This window comes from Pedobacter sp. AW31-3R, assembly GCF_052180285.1.
GTDB lineage: Bacteria > Bacteroidota > Bacteroidia > Sphingobacteriales > Sphingobacteriaceae > Pedobacter.
In genome coordinates, this window is sequence record NZ_CP197475.1 from 2,717,554 (window position 1) to 2,740,640 (window position 23,087).

Genomic DNA, 23,087 nt, shown 5'->3' on the forward strand with positions numbered 1-23,087 from the left:
TTTGAAAATGGTCCTCATCACGCTTGATGAGGAATTTAGCAAGGGGATCCTTATTTATTTGCGATCATTGCCCTTTTCAAGTAACCGTTTTCTAATCCGGCTAAGGGAAGGGTTTTTAATTCCCAGGAAAGAAGCGATATGATAAGACTGCACACGGTTCAGGATATTGGCATGCATTTCCACCAGATTCAAATACCTCGCTTCGTGACTGAGGAATAACAGATCTTCTGTGCGGCCCTGCGATTGGTTAAAGAAATGTTCTGCCAATAACCGCCCGAATTTTTGCCATTCTTTAGATTGATCGTATAATTGCTGGAGATCCTGATAAGGGATATACAGGATCTCGGCATCCTCAAGGGCTTCTATATAGTATTTGCAGGGAAACTGATAAATGAAACTACGGAAGGAGACGATAAACTGGTTCTCCGAAAAAAAGAAAATATTTTTCTCTTCATTCGTCGTTTCATCATAATAATATACCCTGAAAATGCCACGGATGACAATACCCAGATCTTTGCAAACTACGTTTTGCTTGTTATAAAAATCACCCTTAAGGATCTTTCGTTTCTTCCAGTAGGAAGAACCCATTGACAAATCCGTATCCCTAAACCCCGTTAAATTCTTTGCTGCCTCCTGCAGAAGTTGTAGTCTATCAGGCATATTCGTCTTATATATTTAAGGTTTAAAGGTAATTAAATTTGAACGTTTCTTATCGCTGGGTATTTAGATACAGAAAAAGCTTCAGGGTCATTCCAAAAAAAATGAGCTTATTTCGTTATATTTTAACTTAAGTGAAAAAGCGGCTTGTTTATACTGTGGATCTTTGAATCAGGAAATTTTAAAAAATCAAAATCATGACTTCAACTCTTCAAAAACACACAGAAACAGCTGGCCAGGTCGCTGAAACTGCCAAATCATTACGTAGACTTTATTTTTTGAGGGCTATATTTTCGATTACCTGGGTGATCCTTGTAGCTCTGTTCGCTAAAACGTCATCTGGTATCGCCTTTGCGTTGCTGATTATTTATCCTGCCTGGGATGTGGTAGGAACTCTGCTTGACCTCCGGGCAAACAAAGGGAGTTTATCAAAAATGCCGCAATATGTTAATGCTGCTATTAGCACAATCACCACTGTGGCGGTAGGTCTGGCCTTACAAAAAGGAGTTCCTGAGGCGCTGATTGTTTTCGGTTCCTGGGCGATCCTCACAGGGCTGATCCAACTGGTACTGGGCTTAGGCCGCAGAAAATTGTTGGGCGGCCAGTGGCCGATGATCATCAGCGGTGGGCAGTCAGTTCTCGGTGGAACTTCATTTATTCTGCTGGCCCATGATCCGACAATGGGCATCACCAGTTTGGCGGGTTATGCCGCTTTTGGTGCCTTTTATTACCTCCTGGCTGCATTCCGTTTGGGCAAAAAGGCAAATGAGATTGTTGCTGAATAACAAAGAAAGGCTAATGGTTAGCCGGCTTTTTAACAGTCTCTGGTTGAGTTTATTGTGGTTCAGCCAGAGACTGTTGGTCCTGGTCATATCATCTGCATCATTGTTCCATACCCCATCCAGACCATTATTGCCACGACACCTATACCAGCAATGGTTAGCCACAGGGGTTGTTTATAATCGGCAATGATCTTACTGCGGTAAGCAGCGACCAGCATCACACCCAGTGCGATAGGTAGAATCAGGCCATTAATTGCGCCGACAGCCAACAGGATCTTTACGGGTTTGCCAATCAGGATAAAGATGATACAGGAAATCAGGATAAATATGATAGTAATCGCCTTGTTGTATTGCAGGATTTTTGGGTGAAAGCTTTTGATGAACGAGATCGACGTATAGGCTGATCCTACAACGGACGATATTCCGGCTGCCCATATGACAACGCCAAATACTTTATAGCCAAACTGACCTGCGGCAAGTTGAAATACAGATGCTGCAGGGTTGTCCGGATTAAGCGTTACACCGGTACTCACCACGCCCAGGGCAGCAATGAACAATAACAACCGCATCAGGGAGGCCAGGCCAATGGCAGTAAGTGCGCCCTTGTTTACCGATCCAAGGTTTTCAATGCCTGTCTGCCTGGCATCAAGTAACCTGTGTGCACCAGAAAAGGTAATGTATCCCCCTACAGTTCCACCGACAATGGTCAATACCGCGCTGAAACTGAACTGGGTTGGGTTAACCGATCTGATGGCTGCTTCGGCAATTGGTGGATCGCTCACGTAGGCAATAAAAAGTGCCAGTCCGATTTTGAGCAGGCCCATTGTCTTGGCAAAGGCATCCATCGCTTTACCCGCTTCCCTGTAGATAAATATTCCGACAGCAATGACAGCACTGATCATTGCACCTTGTGAGATACTGATGCCAAAGAGTACATTGAGGCCTAGTCCGGCTCCGGCGATGTTTCCTATATTGAAGGCCAGTCCGCCCAGGAATACCAGGAAGGAGAGGAAATATCCCGTACCGGGGAATACCTTATTGGCAATGTCCTGTGCAGGTTTATCTGCCACTGCGATAATTCGCCATATATTGAGCTGTGCCACTGCATCCAGGACAATAGAAAGCAGGATCACGAAAGCGAAACTGGCACCCAGTTGCTCGGTAAAAACGGCTGTCTGCGTTAAAAAACCAGGGCCGATAGCTGAAGAGGCCATGAGGAATGCTGCGCCGATCAGGACGCTCCAGTTATGCTTTTTCTTCATGCCCTGCAGCCTTTAAAACTATTCCATCATTCTTTAATGTATCTGCTACCATTTTTGCAAATTCCAGTGCATGTCTTCCATCCCCATGCAGGCAGATGGTCTCTGCTACAAGTGGAATATTCTTTTCACTGACCGTTCTTACCCTACCTTGCTGGACCATCATCAGCAGTTGTTCCTTTACCGCAAACTCAGTGCTTAATACCGCATTCGGTTGATTTCTGGGAGTAAGGGATCCGTCATCCTGATAACTCCGGTCTGCAAATACTTCAGCAGCTGTTTTAATTCCTGCCTGCTGTGCAGCAATGATCATCTCGCTTCCTGACAAGGCATATAAGATCAGGCTGTCATCAAAATCTTTGATGGCCTGAACAATCGCCCCTGCGAGAAGGATATCTTTTGCCGCCATATTGTACAATGCTCCATGTGGTTTCACGTGATTCATCCGCCCGCCTGCAGCTCTGATAAAGCCCGCTAAGGCACCAATCTGATAGAGTGTCATCTGGTAAGCCTCTGATGGGGTGATTTTGATTTCTCTTCTGCCAAACCCTTGCAGGTCAGGAAGTCCAGGGTGCGCGCCGATAGCTATTCCTTTGCTGACCGCAAGCTCAACAGTACGCTGCATCACTCCGTAATCGCCGGCATGGAAACCACAGGCAATATTCGCAGAGGTAATATAATCCATCAATTTCCCATCATTCGGCATCTGGTAGTTGCCAAATGCTTCACCCATATCGCAGTTCAAATCTACTGTTTGCATCTTATTTTATATTTTAGTGTGTATAGCCCGGACAAGTCTTTTCAGTTCTTCCTCCTGTTCGGTGTATAAATCTTCCGCTTCCTTAAGGTCAATCAAGTGGAAACAGATCTGGTCATGCGGCTTAAGTTGAGCACACAAAGGGAGGTCGGCCATCGCAACATGGGCTATCCTTGGATAGCCGCCGGTGGTTTGGCAATCTGCCATGAGCAGAATCATTTCCCCATTTCCTGTTACCTGTATGGTTCCCGGGCACACTGCGGTACTCAGCAGTTCCTCTCTAACTTTTCTTTTCATTTGAGGCCCTTTGAGAGCCATGCCCATTCTGTTGCTCCGCAGGTCCATCCGGAATGGTTCGGCAAAGAGACTAACGATTGAGTTTGCCTCGAACCAGTTGATTTCCCTGCCTGGAAATACCCTTAGAGTATTTTTTTCTCCGGGTTTTAAAAACCGGTCGGATATGCCCCATGAGGTACTCCTGACAGATTCACCCCTGAGTTCATGGAGCATTCTTAACGTGGCCGAAGTACAAGTATTGCTGCTGCTCAGCAGGTCATCTTTTTTTAACAGCCTGCCCTCATATCCGCCAAATGCTGCAGGCAGATAGGTACTCCTGCTACCAAGAACCTGTGGAACATCCCAGCCACCGGCTATGGACAGATAGGTACGGACTCCGTTATCGTTATGGACAAGGCTGACTACAGTACCTGCAGGAAGAAATATTGCCCTCCTGGAAGGAAGTTTTTCCCCAGAAGCCATCAGTACAGCGCCGCCGCCGGCATAAGCGATCAGTATATCCGTCAGGCAGCTGAATGAAGCATTTGCATAGCTGAATTCCAAAACAGCAGTAGTCTCCGGATTGCCCAGGGCTAGGTTGGCTATCCTTGCTGATAGGGGATCCAGTGCCCCGGAAATAGGTACGGCCTGTGATAAATATTGAGTCCTGCCCAAATCCTGTATCGTCGTATGTAATCCTGGCTTTAGTATTCTAATCTGCATATCAAGACAATAAAGAGTAGAATTCTTTAACAGAGACCGGAATGAAGCTCAGCTCGTCTCCGGCCTTTAGCAAAGAGGGCTCCGGACGAGCGGCATCAAAAAGACGCAGGGGAGTCTGTCCGATAATCTGCCATCCCCCGGGGATATCAAGGGAATAAATGCCTGTCTGCCCACCCGCAATCCCAACTGAACCGGCGGAAACATTACTCTGTGGCTGTTCTTTTCTAGGGGTCGCGAGACGTTTGTCCATTCCACCCATGTAAGCAAATCCCGGTACGAAACCAATCATGTAAACCATATATCTGGCAGCACTGTGAATGCTTATAAGTTCTTCCCTGTTTAAATTACAATGAGCAGCTACCAGATCTAAATCCGGCCCGAATTCGCCTCCGTAACAAACTGGGATAGCCATCTTTCTTCTGTTATTTTGCTGTTTTAAAGTACCAACAGTCAGCGTGGAAAGGTACCTGGCTACCTTTTCATAACCAGACTCAGCTCCTGGCAAAGTATTAAAAACGATTTTCGGGTCATAACATACGGTAAGTGTAGCATAAGCAGGAATTGTGGTCATAAACCCCTCAAAAGGTGCCGCATGTATAGCCCTGTCAAATAATAAGACCTTTTCCGCAAGATCCTCACTGATGGTATTTCCGAAGACCATGGTCAGGGAGCTTTCATTCAGTGCATAAATTTCGGTATACTGCGCTGTCATTTTTTGAGGTAATTGGCTTTTTGTTTTTTAACTGGTGTTCCAGGGCAATTTCAACAACATTGCAGATAAAAACAAGTGAATATGAAATACAGTTAATCTCTGCTGCTTTAAATCTCATTTTTAACTGCAATGCAATTCTAAAGTTGACCGAGCTCAGGCAGTACGCTATCTAACCGGAATTGAAAAAATGTTACGCTGGTTTGGGATTGAAATTCCTGTACACTAACAATGCTGCTGCAAGATCCTCCACGGCTAGTCCGGCAGATTTGAATAAGGTAATTTCTTCCGGTGTTTTCCTTCCCTGATGGGTACCTTTTACCAGTTCCACTATATCGGCCTGTACATCATTTTCAGTGATAATACCGTCAGCGATAGGCAATGCAAGCTCTCCGGTTTCGTGCAGTGCACCCATCCTGGAGTCTACAAATATCAGGCTTTTTCGTATTGCATCATTGTCTGTCTCACGGGTATCGGGCTTGTGTGACCCAATCATATCCAGGTGTGTTCCCGCTTTGATCCATTCTCCGCAGATGACCGGCGTTGCAGCTAAGGTGGCACAGGAAATCACATCTGCATTGCGGGCGGCTTCTTCCAGGTTTGTTACCGCCTCTACCTCAATACCCAGGTTTCTGTGCAGTTCTGCATAGGCAGCCAGCTTATCCGGATTTCGCATCCATATACTCACTTTTTTGAATTTTCTAACCGCTAAATGGGCTTGAACCAAGTGCATGGCTACGCTTCCGCCACCAACGACCAGCAGATTTTCGGCATCCTCTCTGGATAGGAAAGAGGAGGCAAGGGCAGAAGTGCAGGCGGTTCTTCTGGAAGTCAGCTGAGCAGCATTCATCAATGCCAGTGCCTGTCCGGTTTTGGCATCGCTGAGAATGTACTGGGCAAGGACGGCCGGCAGGTTTTTTTCCTTGTTTCCAGGAGCTACCGTTACCTGTTTCATCCCTATGTATTCTTCATTCCATACCGGCATGAGAATAAGTGTATTCTGGTTACCTTCGGCATTGGTATAGAAATGATGATGACGTAGGGGTAAAGTATAATTGGAAAGGAATATCTCACGCAATGCCTCAATCAATTCCGGATAGGTTAAATATTCGCTTATTTTATCTTCAGGTATCACTAACATATTTGCAGGCTGGTTAAAATGTAAATTTCAAATATACTGTAATAAGCCTGACAGGCTATTCGGTTTTTAACCATTAACAACCCTATTTTGTCTAATGAGGACATTTCGATGCAGACCCTTGATTCGCATACCATCTTCAGCACTTTTTACAGCATGGGGATATGACACGAACTGAAGAAAAACAAACAGGGACACATGAATAATGCACTATCATTTTGAATTCATTATTGGGACATCAGGTCTCTTTATAACACATGAATTAAAATAGATGTGACAAATTATACTATAGCTGCAAATTATGAAAAACAAGATCACCTTCCTGCTGAGTCTTTTGTTTGGAATCATGTTCATCAATGCCGGACTGAACAAATTCTTTAATTACATGCCTGTTCCAGATGACCTGCCCGGGAAAATGCTGAAGGTGATGACAGCAATGATGGAGATAGGCTGGCTGATACCTTTAGTTGCAGTGGCAGAAATCCTGGGCGGCATATTAATTATTATTCCTAAGACCAGGGCATTAGGAGCATTAATCATTTTTCCTGTAATGGTTGGGATTATACTGATGAATACCTTAATCGATACGGGCGGATTGCCAATTGCACTGGCATTCAGTGCAGTTTTACTCTGGATTATTTATGATAACAGGGCAAAGTTTCTGGCAGTAGTCAGGGGATAAAATATTGTTATAGTGACTGAAGATCCTGAATGCAAAAATCAATGATACGCTGATGAAACCATCATAGGCCTACCGCTTACATAAAGTAATGAAAACCGAGCTTGCGAGTTCTTGAATGCAGATGAAGAACAATAAGAGCTAATGAAAAACCAAGCCTTAGCGTAGTTTGGCTGAGATTGATTTTGTCCCAAACCATACCAATTGATGATGGTTACAGTTTCGATAGCTGATTAATTATAAAAATTTGCATATTCAGGTGTGATAAGATGGTGAAACTTGGTTATATTGGACCTTAAGTTTCATAGCATTATTGCATAGATACCTCGCAGGCTTTATATTCCCTTTTTTTTAATTTTATGGAACAATGCATTTGTACTAAAGAAATCGCAGAAGCGGCTAATCGTTGTTTTGAGCGGGAGGTTTTCCACTTTCTGCTGGAATGGGTCAGCAGCCATGAAGATAAAACACTGCTCCAGTTTGAACAGACGCTGGATGAGTATTTGGCAAATGATGCCTTGCGGGATTTCTTTTTAAATACGCAACATCCTGTCCAGAAATTGTTGAAGAACAGGTTCATTGCCTGCCATTTGGGGCGACGTGTTGAAGCGGTTTACTTTGATCCCATTAGTGGAGATCCATTATTTGCTGCTACGGAACAGCGGATTTATAATCTTTCCCGCAGGATGGAGAGCGAACGGATGCATGTTCCGTTCAGGTCGGTTTATCCCAATAAGCAGACGGAAGCAGGTGATACTGCAGATATCAGTACCTATCCCATCGAATCAGAAGAAATCCGTTACAATAGTGGTAATCACTTTAGCAGCCGCCCGGCAAATGGAAATGTCTTCGATGAAAATAGTAAGCGCTGTACGGCGAAATCGGCGGGGCATCTCCATGTTCTTTTCAGGCGCGGATTTTTGGAGGACCGCTTAAAGGAGGTAAAAGAACTGACAGCAGCCCTGTATGAGGCGGGGGAGAGGGGGGCACAATTTTTCGTCATCTATAGCAGACATTCTGCAAAAGAGGGTCATTTTGGCACTTCATTGGTCATCATGGATCCTGCACACCCTAATTTCCCAAAGCGGGTGATGGTCTGTGATACTTTACTCAAGGAACTGCCGCAACATCCACGCTGGTGGAATCATTTTATGTCGGAATATACCCATGTCTTTGGCGATGCCATAGTGGAGATCATCGAAGATCTTTCCCATCCCTTACAGAAGGTAAATGTAAAAGGTGATGATCCTTACCGCCATGATTGGAATTGCCCTTATTATGCAGCCAGTATGGCGGATGCACTGGCGGATTTAGCGAAGAACAATCCGGAATTTACATTACAGGGAAGTGCACATGAAATCCATCATGCGATGAAAGATATCATGTCTGATTATTACCTGCACAACCACGAAATTAAAGACCGTACCGGTATCCAGCAAGCCAATAGGTTAAAACGCTGGAAGAGCGGACGCGAAGTGATTAAAGATCTGCTGCTGGAAATTAGTCGCAAATCATCCTACGAACTTTAATTGGGTTTAAATTGGGTACCTGATTTTTAATGATTATCTTGAGGGGGTAAAATGACAACAATTGAAAAAATCGGTGAAAAACAGTCGCATAAACTTAGAGGTTTTTGTCTTCTGCTGATGTTTTCAATCTTTATTCTTGGGCTTTCCTCCTGGAATACAGCGGAAGAAATTCCAAAAACTGCATATGTACTCCGGTACCCATCTTATTTCGGAAACCGTATCAATACGACAGCTGATAATCCAATGACTGAGGAGGGGGTGGATCTGGGGCGACGGCTCTTTTATGAAACTCTTCTTTCAGCCAATAATTCACTCTCCTGTGGAAGTTGCCATATGCAGGAAAAAGCATTCACCGACGGAAAGAAATTGAGCAGGGGGGTAGATGGTGAACTTTCCGAAAGAAATGCAATGTCTCTGGTTAATCTGCTTTGGGCAAGGAAGTTCTTTTGGGATGGTCGTTCTGTTTCACTGGAAGAACAGGCCAGTATTCCTATGGTTAATCCACATGAGATGGGGCAGTCACTATTGGTTTCTGCCAGTAAATTGCAGCAGACAAGTGCATATCCGGAGCTTTTCAGCAGTGTATTTGGAGATGAACAAATTACAGGAAAAAGAATTGTTATGGCAATTGCCCAGTTTGAGCGTACGTTGATTTCAGCGAATTCCAATTATGATAAATACCTGCAGAAGTCCTACCAGCTATCCAGGGAAGAGATGAACGGTATGATCTTGTTTAATACGGCACCCAATCCGGAAAAAGGGATAAGGGGAGCCAACTGTGCGCATTGTCACGGGGGACCAAAAAATTACCTTGAACTTTTTCATAATAACGGACTTGACCGTGTTTCGGCAGACCCTGGAATCCAGCAACTCAGTGGACAAAGAAATGACCATGGAAGATTTAAAGTTCCCACTCTTCGTAACATTGCATTGACCGCTCCTTATATGCATGACGGCCGCTTCAATTCCCTGGAGGAAGTGATCGATCATTACAGCGAACATGTGCAACAATCGGAATCGCTGAGTGCTTTTTTGCAGCATGAATCAAATATCAGGAATGGTACTTCGCTAAAATTAAGGCCACAGGAAAAAAAAGAGCTTTTGGCATTTTTACATACCCTGACAGATACAGCCTTTATTTCCAACCCTAAATTCTCCAATCCTTTTTTAATCAGAAAAATAAATAAAACCAAATGAAAACATACCTCATCCAGGCTGTTGTGGGATTATTCCTGCTCTCTGTTTATCCATCCAGAGTAAAAGCGCAAACTTCAGCTGAGCCGGGCATTACAATAAGTGGCGAAGTGGATACTCCCCTTGTTTTTCATGCTTCAGATATGCCAAAATTCAAAAGTACAGCCGTGGTAAGGAAAGACCGTGATGGCAAGGACCATATCTACTCTGGGGTAAAGATATCTGATCTTCTCTCCAAAGCCGGGGTAACAATGGGGAAAGATCTCCGTGCTGAAAACCTGACAAAGTATGCCTTAGTAGAGGCCAGTGATGGCTATCAGGTTATTTTTGCATTGGCAGAATTCGACCAGGAGTTTACAGACAGGGTAATTATTCTCGCCACGGAGATGGACCATAAAGCTTTGCCCGTTGCTGACGGGCCTTTCCGGATTATTGTTCAAGACGAGAAAAAACCTGCACGGTGTATTAAGCAGGTTACTTCCATCCGTATCTTATTTGCTAAATAGAGCGATTTCTGGTACTTTCCATACAGTTTGCTTGAACAGTGTTTTCGATTTTTGGAGAATACGTTGTCCAATGAGGGCTGAGGTAGTTTCGATGGATATCTCCTTGAGAGCGGTGTTCAGGGGATATCCATTCTAAAACAGCAGCCACTCAAAGTTTAGTCTTCTGACATGGATAATAGTCCCTCGTCAAGTCTTGCACCTTGTACCAGTATTTTTGCCATTTTACGATCGATTTCACTGAGATCTTCTGCAGTTAATTCTACATCAATTGACCTGAGGTTATCTTCAATATATTCGATCCTGTCCATGCCCGGTATCGGAACAATCCATGGTTTTTGTGCCATCAACCAGGCCAGCGCTACCTGAACGGGCTTGGCATCCTTCGCGGTTGCTATTTGGCGAAGCATATCTACCACAGGCATGTTTGCTTTCATCGCCTCCGTGGTAAATCTCGGGAAGTTTGCACGCAGGTCGGTTGCACTGTCAAATTTAGTATCGGCGGTGATATTGCCGGTAAGGAAACCCGTACCCAATGGTCCCCATGGTACGAAACCTATGCCGAGTTCTTCACAAACAGGTAATACCTTTTCTTCCGGTTCCCTTGTCCAGATGGAATATTGATTTTGGACGGCTGCAACAGGATGTATTCCATGTGCTTTGCGTATGGTCTCAGCACCTGCTTCGGAAAGTCCGTAATGCCTTATTTTTCCCTCCCAAATCAATTCTTTCAATGTGCCTGCAACTTCTTCAATGGGCACATGCGGGTCAACCCGGTGTTGGTAGTAAAGATCAATGTAGTCGGTTCTGAGTCTTTGCAAAGATTCTTCTACAACTTTTCTGATATGTTTTGGACGGCTGTTGATTCCTGTCTTTGAGATCATACCAAATTTGGTAGCTATGATGACATCTTTACGAAAGGGTTGCAACGCTTCGCCAACTAACAATTCATTAGTGAATGGCCCATAGGCTTCGGCAGTGTCAAAAAAGGTGATGCCTTTTTCAAATGCAGCGTGTATGGTACGGATACCATCCTCTGTATCTACAGCTTTGCCGGTACCAAAACTGAGATTCATGCAGCCCATGCCTAGCGCCGATACTTCAAGTCCGCTTTTTCCCAATTGACGTTTTTCGATTTTCATCATCATATGTTATAAATTACAGGTGCAAAATTACCCCTGCGGCAGACCCGGCTATAACGAAAATGAAACGATTGACTACGAAAATCAAATATTTCTATATTTGAGCGGACTGATTTTCTGATGTTTTTTGAAGAAATTATTGAAGTGTGTAAGCTCGGTGAAACCCAGGGAATAGGCTATTTCAGAAACTGTCCATCGTGTTTTTTTTAGCAAGATCCTGGATTCCTGCATTATTCTTTCCGCAATAAGCTGTGTGGTAGTTTTATCCCCCATTTCTTTAATGGCACGGTTAAGATGATTTACATGTACATTAAGTTTTTCGGCATAGTCTGAAGGCGAACGAAGCTGGACAGTCTGATGGATATTGTCAATGGGAAACTGACGTTCCAATAGTTCCATAAATAATCCGGAGATCCGCTGAGAGGCGTTGGTATAGTGTTTTTCAAGTCCTTCTGATGGATTCATTTTTAAGGCAAAATGAATCAGTTCCTGTACGTGGGTCCGTAATACATCACACTTGTGTACATAATCTGAACTGATTTCCTCAAACATTCGGTTAAATATGCCCTTTATCTGAAATTTCTGTATATCAGTGAGTTCGAATACGTGGTTGCCATCGGGTTGGAAGAGTGAATACTGATGAATGTGACCATATTGATGAAAAAAATTCTGATCAAAGATGCAAAAGCAACCACTGGTAATCCGGTCTCTCTGTTCCCAGCTATAAGGGATTTGCGGATTTGAGAAAACAAGGGCCTGCTTCTGTACCTCAATTTCTTTATCGGCATACATGAACTTACCACTCCCTTCAACAAGTACAATCTTATAATAGTCCCTTCTCTGGTAGGGAGTAGGTCTGGCACCTTCGCCAACATAGGGATCCAATGTGAAAACATTGAAACGACCTGGTTCATCAGGAAATTTTTTGTGGACTAAATCATGTTTACCTTCGTAAAGGTCCTGTAATGTTTCCATTTTAATCATAGGTATAAGTGACGAATTGTTGATAGGATGATTAAATTTTCAACAGGTTATCCCTGATGCGGATCTGGCTTTTACCAAAATTACATCATCAGTTTCAGTTCTCCTTACACTCATCCCCAGATCAGTAATAATGGTAGATAAAACAGTAATTTGTATAATTTGAAAAATATGGTCTTGGACATTTCCCAATCCTAACAGGCTTCTGTTGGCAAGCCCGTTAGATTGGAGGGGTAACATTGGTGTGTAAATTAATGCTTTTACACTTCGTTCATGTCAAAAGGAAGTGTCCTGATTCTTTTTCCGGTGAGATCGTAGATGGCATTGGTCAGTGCCGGGGCAAAAGCGGGCAATCCTGGTTCCCCAACTCCGCCAGCATTGGCATCATTTTCCATGATGTGTACTTCAATGGGAGGGATGTCTGTAATTCTCGGCATCTTGTAGGCATAGAAATTCTTCTGTTCAACCAGTCCGTCTTTAAAAGTGATTTCATGGATCGTAGATGCACCCAATGCCATGACGATACTTCCTTCTACCTGTGCGCTGATAATATCAGGATTGACATACCAGCCACAATCCATTACGGCCCATACCTGGTCAATCTTAACTTTTCCGCCGGCATCTCTGGATACTTTCACAACCTGAGCTACAGTACTCGAAAAACATTCGGTGATGGCTAGCCCAAAGCCTTCATTCGGTTTCCTTCTTTTCCATCCGGATACGGCTTCTATCTTATCCATAAGAAGTTGAGAACGCTCATCTTTCAGATAGGTTCTTCTCAGGTCTAATGGATCCTTTTCTGCTGTTATGGCTACTTCATCAAGGAAACTTTCGTAGGCAAATCCATTGGTTGAGGCATAAACAGATCTCCACCACATGGTGGGAATTGGCGTTTCAAACTGTACCTCAGCAAAGCTGATATTTTTGATGCTTTCATAATAAGGTTGAAGAAAGCCCTCCGATGTACTGCGATTCGCCTGATCTGTTTTTCCGTTTCTCCAGTGGTCGTTGTTCTGACCAGCCATACGAAATTTAAGTGCGGTAATTTGTCCGTCATTCACAGCAGCCTGACACCTGTAGGATATTCCCGGACGATAAGGGCCCTGGGTAGCATCATCTTCACGTGTCCAAATCACCTGTACAGGCGCACCGATTTCTTTTGATATCATGGTAGCCTCATGGGGATAATCCATGAATGCTTTACGCCCGAATCCGCCACCAAGGAAAGTCATGTTTACAATCACCTTTTCCCTGGGCAGCTGGAGTTGTTCTGCTATATAATCCTGTACCCATTCAGGAGCTTGTATCGGCCCCCATATTTCCACCTTGTCACCCTGGAAATGCGCAATGCAGTTTACCGGTTCCATTGCGCTGTGCGACTGATAGGGAGTCTGATAAATGAGGTCTAATGTTTTTCCAGTATGGTTTAGGAACTCATCAGGATTGCCCTGTTTCTTTAAAATCAAGCCTTCCTTGGTATGGAGTTCTTTCTGCTGACGCTTAAAAATGTCGCTGCTATTGATATGTTCAAAACCACTGTCGTCCCATTCCACTTTCAACGCTTTTTTGCCCTGTAAGGCGGCCCAGGTAGAAGTAGCAACGACGGCTACCCCTTCACGGAAAGTCTTGAATACGCCCATACGGACTTTAAAAACGCGTTTTACTCCCGGTACTTTCAATGCAGCACTGGCATCAAAGCTCTTTACTTTTCCACGCAGGCGTGGATTTCGTTCTACTGCTGCATACAGCATGTCCGGCAATTTTTTATCCAGGCCAAAAACAGCGGTTCCGTTTGTTTTTAAAGGGGTATCCTGACGGTGTAAAGGCTTTCCAATGATCTTGTAATCAGCCCTGTTTTTCAGTACAATATGATCAGGTGTTTCAAGTTTTGAAGCCTCAGTAACCAGTTCGCCATAGTGGAATTTTTTACCTGAAATGCGGTTTATGACATGACCTGATTCCGCATAACAGTCCGAACTGGAAACTCCCCATTTCTTGGCTGCTACGGAAATCAGCATGATACGTGCGGTAGCACCCAGCTTTAACAAATTCTTATAAGAGCCTCTGATCGTAGAACTTCCCCCCGTTACCTGATTGCCATACTTATCTCTGTTGCCCTGGGCAAAAACAATGTTGACCTCTTTGAGGTCTACTTCAAGTTCTTCTGCTATAATCTGCGGAACAGACTGATAAGAACCCTGGCCCATTTCTGCACGGTGGTTGAATAAGGTTACCTTTCCATCCGTATCAATATGCATCCAGGCATTAAGTTCTATGTTAGATTTTGCTGCATTACCGAGTCCGTTGACAACCTCAGGTTCTTTGGCATTTGAAGGAAAATAGAAACCCAGGCAAAGTGCTGTGCCTGCAAGACCTGTAACCCTAAGGAAGTCTCTTCTGGATACCTGTTTATTGCTCATAAGTATACATTTTATGGTTAAGGATTACTTTTCCGGAGCATAAGCCCCTGTTTTGATCCATGTAATCCATGCTTTTTTAAACTCTGCATGAGTCATTGGCGGCAAAGTGCGGCCTTCTCCCGGATTCCAGCCAGACAATACTAAACCATCGTCAGCATGTTCGATGAGTTGCTTCATATTTTTATGGCCATTTTGTTTGGGATCTACGATCTGTTTGGCGAGCTCATGGGCAGTTTTTCCCTGGAAAACCATTTTCATGTTTGCAGGCGGCAAATGCCAGTTCGGATTACCGGGAGGCGTATTTAAACCTGGGGTATGGGTTGGCTGGTGACAATTTGCACATTTCATAGCATAAAGACCTTTACCTTCCACACCTCGTTTGGGCAACATGGTATGTAAATGACTATCATCTCCCTGTAAGGGAATATCACCTGAAGGGTGACAGTTCATACAACGCGGACTCATCAGCACTTTGTATACCTCATTAAATGCTTTTACAGATGCTACGCTATCTTTTTTGATTTCAACAGTTTTGGCAGAAACTACAATTGTCGCACTCTCGTCGTTTAGTGCGAAAGCCATTATTGCTATTAGTGTAAGAATAGTCCCCATTACCGTTAAAGATTTAGAAGGACTAAGAAAACGTATCAATTTTTTTGACCGACTGTTTATCATTTTCATCTGATTCTTCATTTTGCACCACCTTCCTTTTTTTGCATCGCTGCTGCAAGATGGATGGCTTTCCGGACACGCAGATACGTACCGCATCTGCACAGGTTTCCTGACATTGCATTGTCGATATCTTCATCAGTAGGAGCAGGGTTTTCCATTAGAAGAACTGCTGCCGACATCAGCTGACCGGAATGACAATATCCGCATTGCGGTACATTTGCCTCATTCCATGCCAGTTGTAAGGGGTGATCATTGTTTGCCGATAATCCTTCAATCGTCACGACCTCCTGATCTGCAACACGGCGTAGTTTTGTCACACATGACCGCACAGCTTCCCCATTGAGGTGAACAACACAGGCACCACACTGTGCTACGCCACAGCCGTATTTTGTTCCTGTAAGTCCGATGATATCCCTTATCACCCATAATAGAGGCATGTCAGGATCTGCGTCGACTTGATAGGATTGTTTATTGATCTTTAAGGAAATCATAGGTTTAGAATTTGATCAATGATCGGTTTGGTAGTCTCAATAGTGGATGGATTTTCATCTTTTACCGCTATTACCAAAGATAAAGTCATCAACACAGCTTTCTTTACGAGAATCAAACATTAACTTACAATATTCAAACTAAAAGGTAACAATTATAGTGTACTTCTGCAGATCCTTGTCAACAAATTTGTAGGTTAACCAACGTACATTTACCTCACCAGGACTGGAATAACTTTTTGGGACAGTGAAAATGGTGCTTTTTACAGGCTCCAGGTTTTCTACAGATTCTATTATTTTCTTTGTGAGGATCTGAATGTATAATGTGGCTGGATGGGACAGTAAAAAGGTGTAAATAAACTGGTGCACCTTATCGTCTTATGGCATGTATAACAGATCTCCTGTTTTAACGATTTGTTTTTATGCTGACACATTATATTCTCCTTTTTCTTATCGCTGTTGTTGCTTTCGCATTAAGTGCCATTTGCGGGGGAGGGGCAAGTTTTTTATTGTTGCCTTTGTTGAATTGGGTATTGGCTGCCGGACAGGTGCCGGCTGCTTTGTCGATCGGAACAGCAACAAGCAGTATATCTAGAATCGTCATATTTTACCGCAATATCCGCTGGGATATTGTAGTTTGGTTTGTACCCTCAGCATTGCCTGCTGTATATTTTGGTGCTAAACTTTTAAGTATTACCGATCCGGTTTTGCTGGAGTTCATTATCGGAATTTTTCTGGTCATCAACTTGCCTTTTATTTTTAGATCTGATATTAAGGCTGATACTACTTTAACCAGGGGGAAATGGGTATTAAGCATTATTGGATTGGCAACGGGATTTTTGTCAGGACTGACGGGAGCCGTTGGGTTGCTTTTTAACAGGTTTTATCTTACCTATGGGATGACTAAAGAGCAGATCATTGCCACCAGAGCTGCCAATGAATTGCTGTTGCATATACTCAAGATTGTGCTTTACGGACTATTTGGACTTCTCACCGTAAAGGCAGTGAGCGTAGGACTGATTCTCTCTGTTGCGGCTATTGCTTCAGCTACGCTGGTAAAGTACTTAGTTAAATTCCTCAGCGAACAGTTATATCAAAAAATAGGCTTTATTGCCATGGTCGTTTCCGGATTAATCATGCTGATCAATTCCGGGTTCACCCTTTATAAGGATCCTACAGTCCAGTTCTCCATTCAAACGGCGGGCGACAAAGTGGACAGTAAAATCAAATGGAAGAAGACAACACTTTTTCTGGAATTTGCATTTCAGGAGGGCTTTGAAATAGAGCGGGTTATCGAATTAAAGGACTTGCCTGTACACCACCACAAAAAAGTGTCGATTTTGAGCAAAGGAGCCGATCAGGTGATTCTGGAAAAGGTTTATAAGTACAAAGATCATTATTATGAACTCTATGTCTATCACGATACCAGATTAACGAAATACAAATTAAGATAATGTCATCCACGCAGACTTGAGGATACAATCAATTCTGCATTCTATATTCATTAGGCGAAATACCCACCTTTTGCTTAAATAACCTTGTAAAGTGCTGCGGGTATCTGAATCCCATATCATAAGCTACTTCACTGATGGATTTATGATAATCGAATAGTTTCTCTTTGGCTATATCCATCGTTTTTCCTTGTATGTACTCCTGAGCCGGTCTTCCGGTTTCTTTCTTAATCAGGTCACCGAAATAATTGGCAGATAGTTGGAGCTGTTCAGCACAATAGGCTACAGTAGGAAGTCCGTTCTGCCGCGGATAGTCTGAATGGAAATAATCGTTCAATAATTTCTCAAACCGTTCCAGAATTCCACTGTTTGCGCTATCCCTCGTGATGAACTGGCGGTCGTAAAAGCGAATACAATAGTCAAGGAACAACTTAATATTGGCGAGGATAAGTTTTTTACTGTGCTTGTCAATGGAACGTTCCAGCTCAAATTCTATTTTATCGAAACAGTCCAGTATAATCTTTCTTTCCCTTTCAGATAAATGGAGAGCCTCATTGACTGCATAAGAAAAGAAAGTATAATTGTTCATACTTTTCCCCAGTGCCGTGCCATGTATCAGGTCGGGATGGAAGACCAGGGCAATGCCCTGGGGCTGGTAGTATTCCTCTCTGTTTTCGCCTATCACCTGTCCCGGAGCGAGGAATATCAGCGTGCCTTCCTCATAATCGTAATTTTTTAATCCGTAACGCAGGTCCCCGCATTTGATCTGTTTGAAGAAAACAGTATAAAAACTGTAACGCAAACGTCTTGCCTGCCGTGGATCTGCCTTGTCCAGATTCACTATGCTCACAAGAGGATGTAGTTTTTCATTGTTATTGAAGGCATTGTATTCCGCTATAGTGTTGAAATTTATGATATCCTCCATTGCCATATTTTTTTAAATTATACTTCTCAAATGTAGTAAAATAGAGTCCATGTGTGATCGAGCTGTTTTCAAATCAGTGATATTGGTAGTCAATCGGTAATAGGGATAATCATTTCAAGAAAAAATAACTGGACTTTTGTAGAGATGAAATCATCACAGTTATCCATATTACCGTCAAGAAAAAGAAAGTGACAAATGCAGTGCTAAACAAGGTATCAAGTAAACAGATGTAAAACTAATCTATACCATCAAAGAAACATGAAAAATATAAGAATTTCAATGATTGCCCTGACAATAATGATTGCAGGTTTCAATACCAGTAATGGACAAACGCTCAAAAAACAACAAGAAAAAACAACAATTTCAAAAGGAAATGTTATGAAAAATGAACAAAAAACAGTTCATGCAAACCCATTCACATTGGTGTATGAGGGTGCAATTACAGAAAACGTAGCAGGAAAAGTAAACATCCATCCTGTCAGCTATAAAATAAACGGAATTACTATAGCAGCCAATGTGTATACGCCAGCCAATTACAATCCTGCACAAAAATATCCTGCGGTTGTAGTCGCTCATCCAAACGGAGGAGTTAAGGAACAGGTTGCAGGTCTGTATGCGCAAAGATTGGCAGAACAAGGTTACATCACAATTACTGCAGATGCAGCTTACCAAGGCGGCAGTGGTGGTTTTCCAAGAAATGTAGATAAACCTGCAAATAGGATTGAAGATATTCATGCGATGGCTGATTTTATTTCGCAGTATAAGGGTGTAGATGTGCAAAAGCTAGGGTTGTTGGGTGTTTGTGGCGGAGGGGGATATTCTTTAAACGCAGCTCAATCAGATAAACGTTTTAAATCAATAGCTACTTTAAGCATGTTTAATTCAGGCGTAGTCAGAAAAAATGGATATGTAAATTCAGCGGTTAATACCATTCAGGACAGGCTTATTCAAGCAGCGAAGGCAAGGGAGCAGGAAGCAGCGGGTGGAGAAGTTGTCTATATAGGAGACATTAAAACCCTCCCAACGGACGAGCAAATTGCAAAGATGCCTTTTGATTTATACAGAGAAGGTACAATTTATTACGGCAGAACTCATGCACACCCAAATTCCTCGGGAAAATATACAGCAAGCAGCCTGATGGATTTAATGGTGTTTGATGCAAGTGCGAATATGGACTTAATTCAACAGCCTTTGTTAATGATTGTTGGTAGTAAAGCTGATTCGAAATATATGACTGACGAGGCCTTTGCTAAAGCAATAAATGCAAAGGATAAAGAGTTATTTGTAATTGATGGTGCAACACATATCGAAACGTACTGGAAACCCGAATATGTAAATCAGGCTGTTGATAAGCTTTCAAAATTCTATTCAAAATCTTTATAAACCAAATCCTTTGTTCAAGGATTCGCGTTAAATTTTTTTATATTCAGGATGAATATGTGATAAAAAATGAGCTTATTGTGAAGGCAAGACTGGAAAAGAAAAGCATAGGGTAACTGCTTACAAACCGTAATGAAAACCGAGCATGCGAGTTCTTGAATGCAAATGAAGAACAATAAGAGCTAATGAAAAACCGAGCATGCGAGTTCTTGAATGCAAATGAAGAACAATAAGAGCTAATGAAAAACCGAGCATGCGAGTTCTTGAATGCAAATGAAGAACAATAAGAGCTAATGAAAAACCGAGCATGCGAGTTCTTGAATGCAAATGAAGAACAATAAGAGCTAATGAAAAATGCTTATGATAGCTTCATCACCTTTAAAAAATAATTATATACTGATGAAAAAGAACTTATTAATGATCGCGGCGGGATTATCCCTATTGTTTATATCGTCCTGTTTCAGTACCAGGAAAGCAGGAAATACTGCCCTTCAGGACAAAATCTTTCCAAAAGGAAATCCGGTAACAGGTGATAATTTTCATGGCAAAGTCTGGTTACAGCCTTTGGTGCAAAGTGACAGCCTTAACCAGGCAGATCTGGGATGTGTCACATTTGCCCCGGGAGCAAGAACCCGGTGGCACTCACATCCAGCTGGTCAGATATTGATGGTTATTGGCGGAACAGGCTATTATCAGGAAAAAGGAAGTGCAAAGAAAATACTTCACAAGGGAGATGCCATCAAATGCCCGCCTGATATCCTGCACTGGCATGGGGCAAGTGCTGATGATGAGTTTTTACAGGTTGCTGTAACCGGCCGGCAAAATGGCCCAACGGTCTGGGCTGAAAAGGTCACTGAAGAAGAGTATAACCATCCATAGTTAAGTTTCTTAAGCCGGCCAGGTTCATGGTGAACCTGTGATTCCATACCCGAATGAAACCGGGGTAGCATAGAAATGATTAATGTGATTGAAGATCAGATACCGGTCAGTTAAATGACCGTCTGTATTCCAGCGGCGAAAGATCGGTCTTGGTTTTAAATAATTTGCTGAACGACTGCGAATGCTCAAACCCCAGGGCATACGCCACTTCACTGACAGAAAGGCTTGTGGTTGATAATTTCTCCTTGGCCTTTTCAATGAGTTTGTCATGAATATGCTGCTGGGCATTCTGACCGGTAAGGGAGCGTAACATATCACTCAGATAATTTGGGGAAAGGTGAAGCTGTTCTGCAAGAAAGTGGACCGATGGTATTCCCTGACTCAGGGAGAGTTCATTGTTGAAATAGTTTTCCAGAACTTCATGCAACCGTTGCAGTAAGTCGTTATTGGCAGCTTTGCGGGTAATAAACTGGCGTTTATAAAAACGGTCTGCATAGTTCAGTAATAACCCGATCTGAGAGATAATGACATTCTGGCTAAAGTCATCCGTCCGTCCGTTCAGCTCTTCCTCCATAAATTTAAAGATCGATAGGACCGTTGCCTTTTCATGATCTGAAAGATGGAGTGTCTCATTTACTGAATAAGAGAAGAATCCGTATTCCTTAATCGTTTTCATTAAGGAAGAACCAATCAAAAAATCCGGATGCATGAGTAAAGTATATTCGGAGCAAACCGCAGCCTCATTGTTATGGCTTCCAATAATCTGTCCTGGGGAAGCAAAGAATAAACCACCCTCATCGAAATCATAATAACTCTGGCCATATTTTAATTTTCCATTGAGTTTTGGTTTGTAGGAAATTTTATAGAAACCCAGTACATGCTGTTGTGGGAGATTATTCAATCCGACCGGAGTATGGGCTCCATTGATCAGACTAATCAAAGGATGTTGCGGCGTTGGTAATCCGAATGCCCGGTGCGCATCTGACAACGATTCAAACCTTTGCAGGCTGTTAGTTTCTTTCTTCATCGGTATGAATTTGAGATTTAAAGATATTAAAATGGTGGCCATTTACACAATGGCCACCATTGATTTACACCAGTTAGCCCTGTGCTGAGCTGGAAAGGTCGTCCCAGGCCTCCCAGGTAGCCAATCTTTCTGCATAAGCCTCACGTACCCAGGGTAAGTTATGGCTGCCAAGATGGAACCTCAGAGGTGGATTTTCTGAATCTACTATTTTGAAGATCGCCTGGGGCGTAGCATCCGGATTTCCTCTTTCCAGTGTTTTTAAACTTTCTATGAATTGTGCTTTGAAATCTGCATAGATGTCCAGGCCTGCTGCAAATTTTAGCGATTCCTGGCTACCGAATTCAGTGGCATAGGCACCAGGTTCGATGATCGTAACGCTGATGCCAAATGCTTTGACCTCTGCCGCCAAACTCTCATGGATAGCTTCAAATGCCCATTTTGAGGAGCAGTAATAGCCAATTACGGGCATCGTTACATGACCCAGGTTACTTGATGTTCCTAGAATATGGCCGTATCCCTGTTTGCGAAGGAATGGTAAAGCTGCTTTAATGACAGCCAGTGGACCGTGGACATTTGTTTCATAAAGTGCGCGGACATCATCTGCACTCGCTTCTTCAATTGTGCCCACCAGGGAATAGCCTGCATTATTGAGTACAATGTCCAGTCTGCCGAAGTGATCATAGGCTTGTGCGATAACTGTTTTTACCTGATCGTGATTGGTAACGTCGAGTTCAAGGGTTAAAACATTCTCGCCATATTTCTCCTTCAGATCGGTTATACTGCTGAGTTGCCTGGCTGTTGCCGCAACAAGATCACCGCGCTTCAGCACAGCTTCTGTCCATACGCGTCCAAATCCACGGGAAGCACCTGTTATAAACCAGACTTTATTTTTTTCATGTTGATTAGCCATCGTGTTATTTTTTAATATTTACCCTACAAATGTCGCCCAAGAGCAGTTTCCTTTTGTAGTCCAATTCAGGGTTTTTGTAGTCTAAACAAGAAAACGCGTTTGCGGGATTTAAGGAAATAACAGGTAACTGTTGGCATTACACATCCATGAAAATGTTATTCCTTTCAGGCCAAACCACGTCTAATCTGCTTTTGCTTATATACCACTTGTTACCGATCAGTACGTATTCATCAGCGTACAAGCCTAAAAGTAGTAAGGGCTTTTCATTTTTCGGCCTGCCCGTTACTAAATCAATGAGGTAACATTTACCTTGTGCCGTGGTCGGACTGGTTATTTCTATCCAATGATTTGTAACCGCATGAAGAAAAGGGTAATTTCCATGATTATTTCGGTCATATTCTTTGAATGCCTTGTCAAGTCCTGCATAAATTCCGGCACGGCCATGCCAGGGATCACGGTCAGTCTGAACAGTCGCATCTTCTGTAAATAACATTGTCAGCTCCTCCAGCTGGTAACTATCCAGATAATGGCTGTATTTTATGCGTAAATTTCTGATCTCTTCGGTATGAAGTAGTTTCTCTATCCGCTCTGTATTCATTAGCTAAT

The 23,087-nt window shown here is 43.0% G+C and carries 23 protein-coding genes; 8 read left to right on the forward strand and 15 right to left on the reverse strand.

Annotation, left to right across the window (positions count from 1 at the left end):
• Positions 1-54 precede the first annotated feature (54 nt).
• Positions 55-660 (reverse strand): Crp/Fnr family transcriptional regulator, encoded by a 606-nt coding sequence (locus ACSBL2_RS11130; protein ID WP_442591769.1) that lies wholly within the window; start codon positions 658-660, stop codon positions 55-57.
• 194 nt (positions 661-854) lie between these two features.
• Between ACSBL2_RS11130 and ACSBL2_RS11135 the strand changes: the two genes are divergently transcribed.
• Entirely contained in the window at positions 855-1,442 is a 588-nt protein-coding gene (locus ACSBL2_RS11135) for a hypothetical protein (protein WP_442591770.1), read from the forward strand.
• 83 nt (positions 1,443-1,525) lie between these two features.
• Here the strand turns inward: ACSBL2_RS11135 and ACSBL2_RS11140 are convergent, their stop codons facing one another.
• From ACSBL2_RS11140 to ACSBL2_RS11160, 5 genes are all read right to left on the reverse strand, one after another.
• Positions 1,526-2,701, reverse strand: a complete 1,176-nt coding sequence (locus ACSBL2_RS11140; protein ID WP_442591771.1) for an NRAMP family divalent metal transporter — start codon at positions 2,699-2,701, stop codon at positions 1,526-1,528.
• Positions 2,685-3,458 carry a 5-oxoprolinase subunit PxpA gene (locus ACSBL2_RS11145; RefSeq protein WP_442591772.1) on the reverse strand — a complete coding sequence of 258 codons (774 nt, stop codon included), beginning with the start codon at positions 3,456-3,458 and terminating at the stop codon, positions 2,685-2,687. The genes ACSBL2_RS11140 and ACSBL2_RS11145 overlap by 17 nt, the downstream gene beginning before the upstream one ends.
• Positions 3,459-3,464: 6 nt before the next feature.
• Positions 3,465-4,454, reverse strand: coding sequence for a biotin-dependent carboxyltransferase family protein (locus ACSBL2_RS11150; RefSeq protein WP_442591773.1), 990 nt, complete (start codon positions 4,452-4,454; stop codon positions 3,465-3,467).
• 1 nt (position 4,455) lies between these two features.
• Positions 4,456-5,166, reverse strand: a complete 711-nt coding sequence (gene pxpB, locus ACSBL2_RS11155) for a 5-oxoprolinase subunit PxpB (RefSeq protein ID WP_442591774.1) — start codon at positions 5,164-5,166, stop codon at positions 4,456-4,458.
• Positions 5,167-5,356: 190 nt separating this feature from the next.
• Positions 5,357-6,304, reverse strand: coding sequence for an ornithine cyclodeaminase family protein (locus tag ACSBL2_RS11160; RefSeq protein WP_442591775.1), 948 nt, complete (start codon positions 6,302-6,304; stop codon positions 5,357-5,359).
• A gap of 298 nt (positions 6,305-6,602) precedes the next feature.
• On the opposite strand from ACSBL2_RS11160, the gene ACSBL2_RS11165 reads away from it, so the two are divergent.
• From ACSBL2_RS11165 to ACSBL2_RS11180, 4 genes are all read left to right on the forward strand, one after another.
• Entirely contained in the window at positions 6,603-6,983 is a 381-nt protein-coding gene (locus ACSBL2_RS11165) for a DoxX family membrane protein (RefSeq protein ID WP_442591776.1), read from the forward strand.
• A gap of 356 nt (positions 6,984-7,339) precedes the next feature.
• Entirely contained in the window at positions 7,340-8,509 is a 1,170-nt protein-coding gene (locus tag ACSBL2_RS11170; RefSeq protein WP_442591777.1) for a hypothetical protein, read from the forward strand.
• A gap of 51 nt (positions 8,510-8,560) precedes the next feature.
• Positions 8,561-9,706 carry a cytochrome-c peroxidase gene (locus ACSBL2_RS11175; protein ID WP_442591778.1) on the forward strand — a complete coding sequence of 382 codons (1,146 nt, stop codon included), beginning with the start codon at positions 8,561-8,563 and terminating at the stop codon, positions 9,704-9,706.
• Positions 9,703-10,209 carry a molybdopterin-dependent oxidoreductase gene (locus ACSBL2_RS11180; RefSeq protein ID WP_442591779.1) on the forward strand — a complete coding sequence of 169 codons (507 nt, stop codon included), beginning with the start codon at positions 9,703-9,705 and terminating at the stop codon, positions 10,207-10,209. The genes ACSBL2_RS11175 and ACSBL2_RS11180 overlap by 4 nt, the downstream gene beginning before the upstream one ends.
• Before the next feature lie 155 nt (positions 10,210-10,364).
• Here the strand turns inward: ACSBL2_RS11180 and ACSBL2_RS11185 are convergent, their stop codons facing one another.
• The 5 genes from ACSBL2_RS11185 to ACSBL2_RS11205 form a co-directional block, all read right to left on the reverse strand.
• Positions 10,365-11,354, reverse strand: coding sequence for an aldo/keto reductase (locus ACSBL2_RS11185; protein ID WP_442591780.1), 990 nt, complete (start codon positions 11,352-11,354; stop codon positions 10,365-10,367).
• 78 nt (positions 11,355-11,432) lie between these two features.
• On the reverse strand, positions 11,433-12,323 hold the full coding sequence (locus tag ACSBL2_RS11190) for an AraC family transcriptional regulator (RefSeq protein ID WP_442591781.1): 891 nt from the start codon (positions 12,321-12,323) through the stop codon (positions 11,433-11,435).
• Positions 12,324-12,589: 266 nt separating this feature from the next.
• A complete protein-coding gene (locus ACSBL2_RS11195; protein ID WP_442591782.1) occupies positions 12,590-14,749 on the reverse strand; it encodes a molybdopterin cofactor-binding domain-containing protein in 2,160 nt (719 codons plus the stop codon).
• Positions 14,750-14,773: 24 nt separating this feature from the next.
• Complete coding sequence (locus tag ACSBL2_RS11200; protein WP_442591783.1) at positions 14,774-15,331, reverse strand: hypothetical protein; 558 nt, start codon at positions 15,329-15,331, stop codon at positions 14,774-14,776.
• Positions 15,332-15,438: 107 nt separating this feature from the next.
• Complete coding sequence (locus ACSBL2_RS11205; RefSeq protein ID WP_442591784.1) at positions 15,439-15,912, reverse strand: (2Fe-2S)-binding protein; 474 nt, start codon at positions 15,910-15,912, stop codon at positions 15,439-15,441.
• A gap of 419 nt (positions 15,913-16,331) precedes the next feature.
• Between ACSBL2_RS11205 and ACSBL2_RS11210 the strand changes: the two genes are divergently transcribed.
• Positions 16,332-17,363 carry a sulfite exporter TauE/SafE family protein gene (locus ACSBL2_RS11210; RefSeq protein WP_442591785.1) on the forward strand — a complete coding sequence of 344 codons (1,032 nt, stop codon included), beginning with the start codon at positions 16,332-16,334 and terminating at the stop codon, positions 17,361-17,363.
• Between the two features lie 28 nt (positions 17,364-17,391).
• Here the strand turns inward: ACSBL2_RS11210 and ACSBL2_RS11215 are convergent, their stop codons facing one another.
• Positions 17,392-18,285: a helix-turn-helix domain-containing protein gene (locus ACSBL2_RS11215; protein WP_442591786.1), complete on the reverse strand. Its 894-nt coding sequence runs from the start codon at positions 18,283-18,285 to the stop codon at positions 17,392-17,394.
• 258 nt (positions 18,286-18,543) lie between these two features.
• Between ACSBL2_RS11215 and ACSBL2_RS11220 the strand changes: the two genes are divergently transcribed.
• Both ACSBL2_RS11220 and ACSBL2_RS11225 read left to right on the forward strand, forming a co-directional pair.
• Complete coding sequence (locus ACSBL2_RS11220) at positions 18,544-19,668, forward strand: alpha/beta hydrolase (RefSeq protein WP_442591787.1); 1,125 nt, start codon at positions 18,544-18,546, stop codon at positions 19,666-19,668.
• Positions 19,669-20,064: 396 nt separating this feature from the next.
• Positions 20,065-20,544, forward strand: a complete 480-nt coding sequence (locus tag ACSBL2_RS11225; protein ID WP_442591788.1) for a cupin domain-containing protein — start codon at positions 20,065-20,067, stop codon at positions 20,542-20,544.
• 106 nt (positions 20,545-20,650) lie between these two features.
• On the opposite strand, the gene ACSBL2_RS11230 is transcribed toward ACSBL2_RS11225, so the two are convergent.
• The 3 genes from ACSBL2_RS11230 to ACSBL2_RS11240 all read right to left on the reverse strand — a co-directional run bounded on the left by ACSBL2_RS11230 (position 20,651) and on the right by ACSBL2_RS11240 (position 23,079).
• Positions 20,651-21,571 (reverse strand): helix-turn-helix domain-containing protein, encoded by a 921-nt coding sequence (locus ACSBL2_RS11230; RefSeq protein WP_442591789.1) that lies wholly within the window; start codon positions 21,569-21,571, stop codon positions 20,651-20,653.
• 73 nt (positions 21,572-21,644) lie between these two features.
• On the reverse strand, positions 21,645-22,481 hold the full coding sequence (locus ACSBL2_RS11235) for an SDR family NAD(P)-dependent oxidoreductase (RefSeq protein ID WP_442591790.1): 837 nt from the start codon (positions 22,479-22,481) through the stop codon (positions 21,645-21,647).
• 136 nt (positions 22,482-22,617) lie between these two features.
• Positions 22,618-23,079 (reverse strand): nuclear transport factor 2 family protein, encoded by a 462-nt coding sequence (locus ACSBL2_RS11240; protein WP_442591791.1) that lies wholly within the window; start codon positions 23,077-23,079, stop codon positions 22,618-22,620.
• Positions 23,080-23,087: the final 8 nt, after the last annotated feature.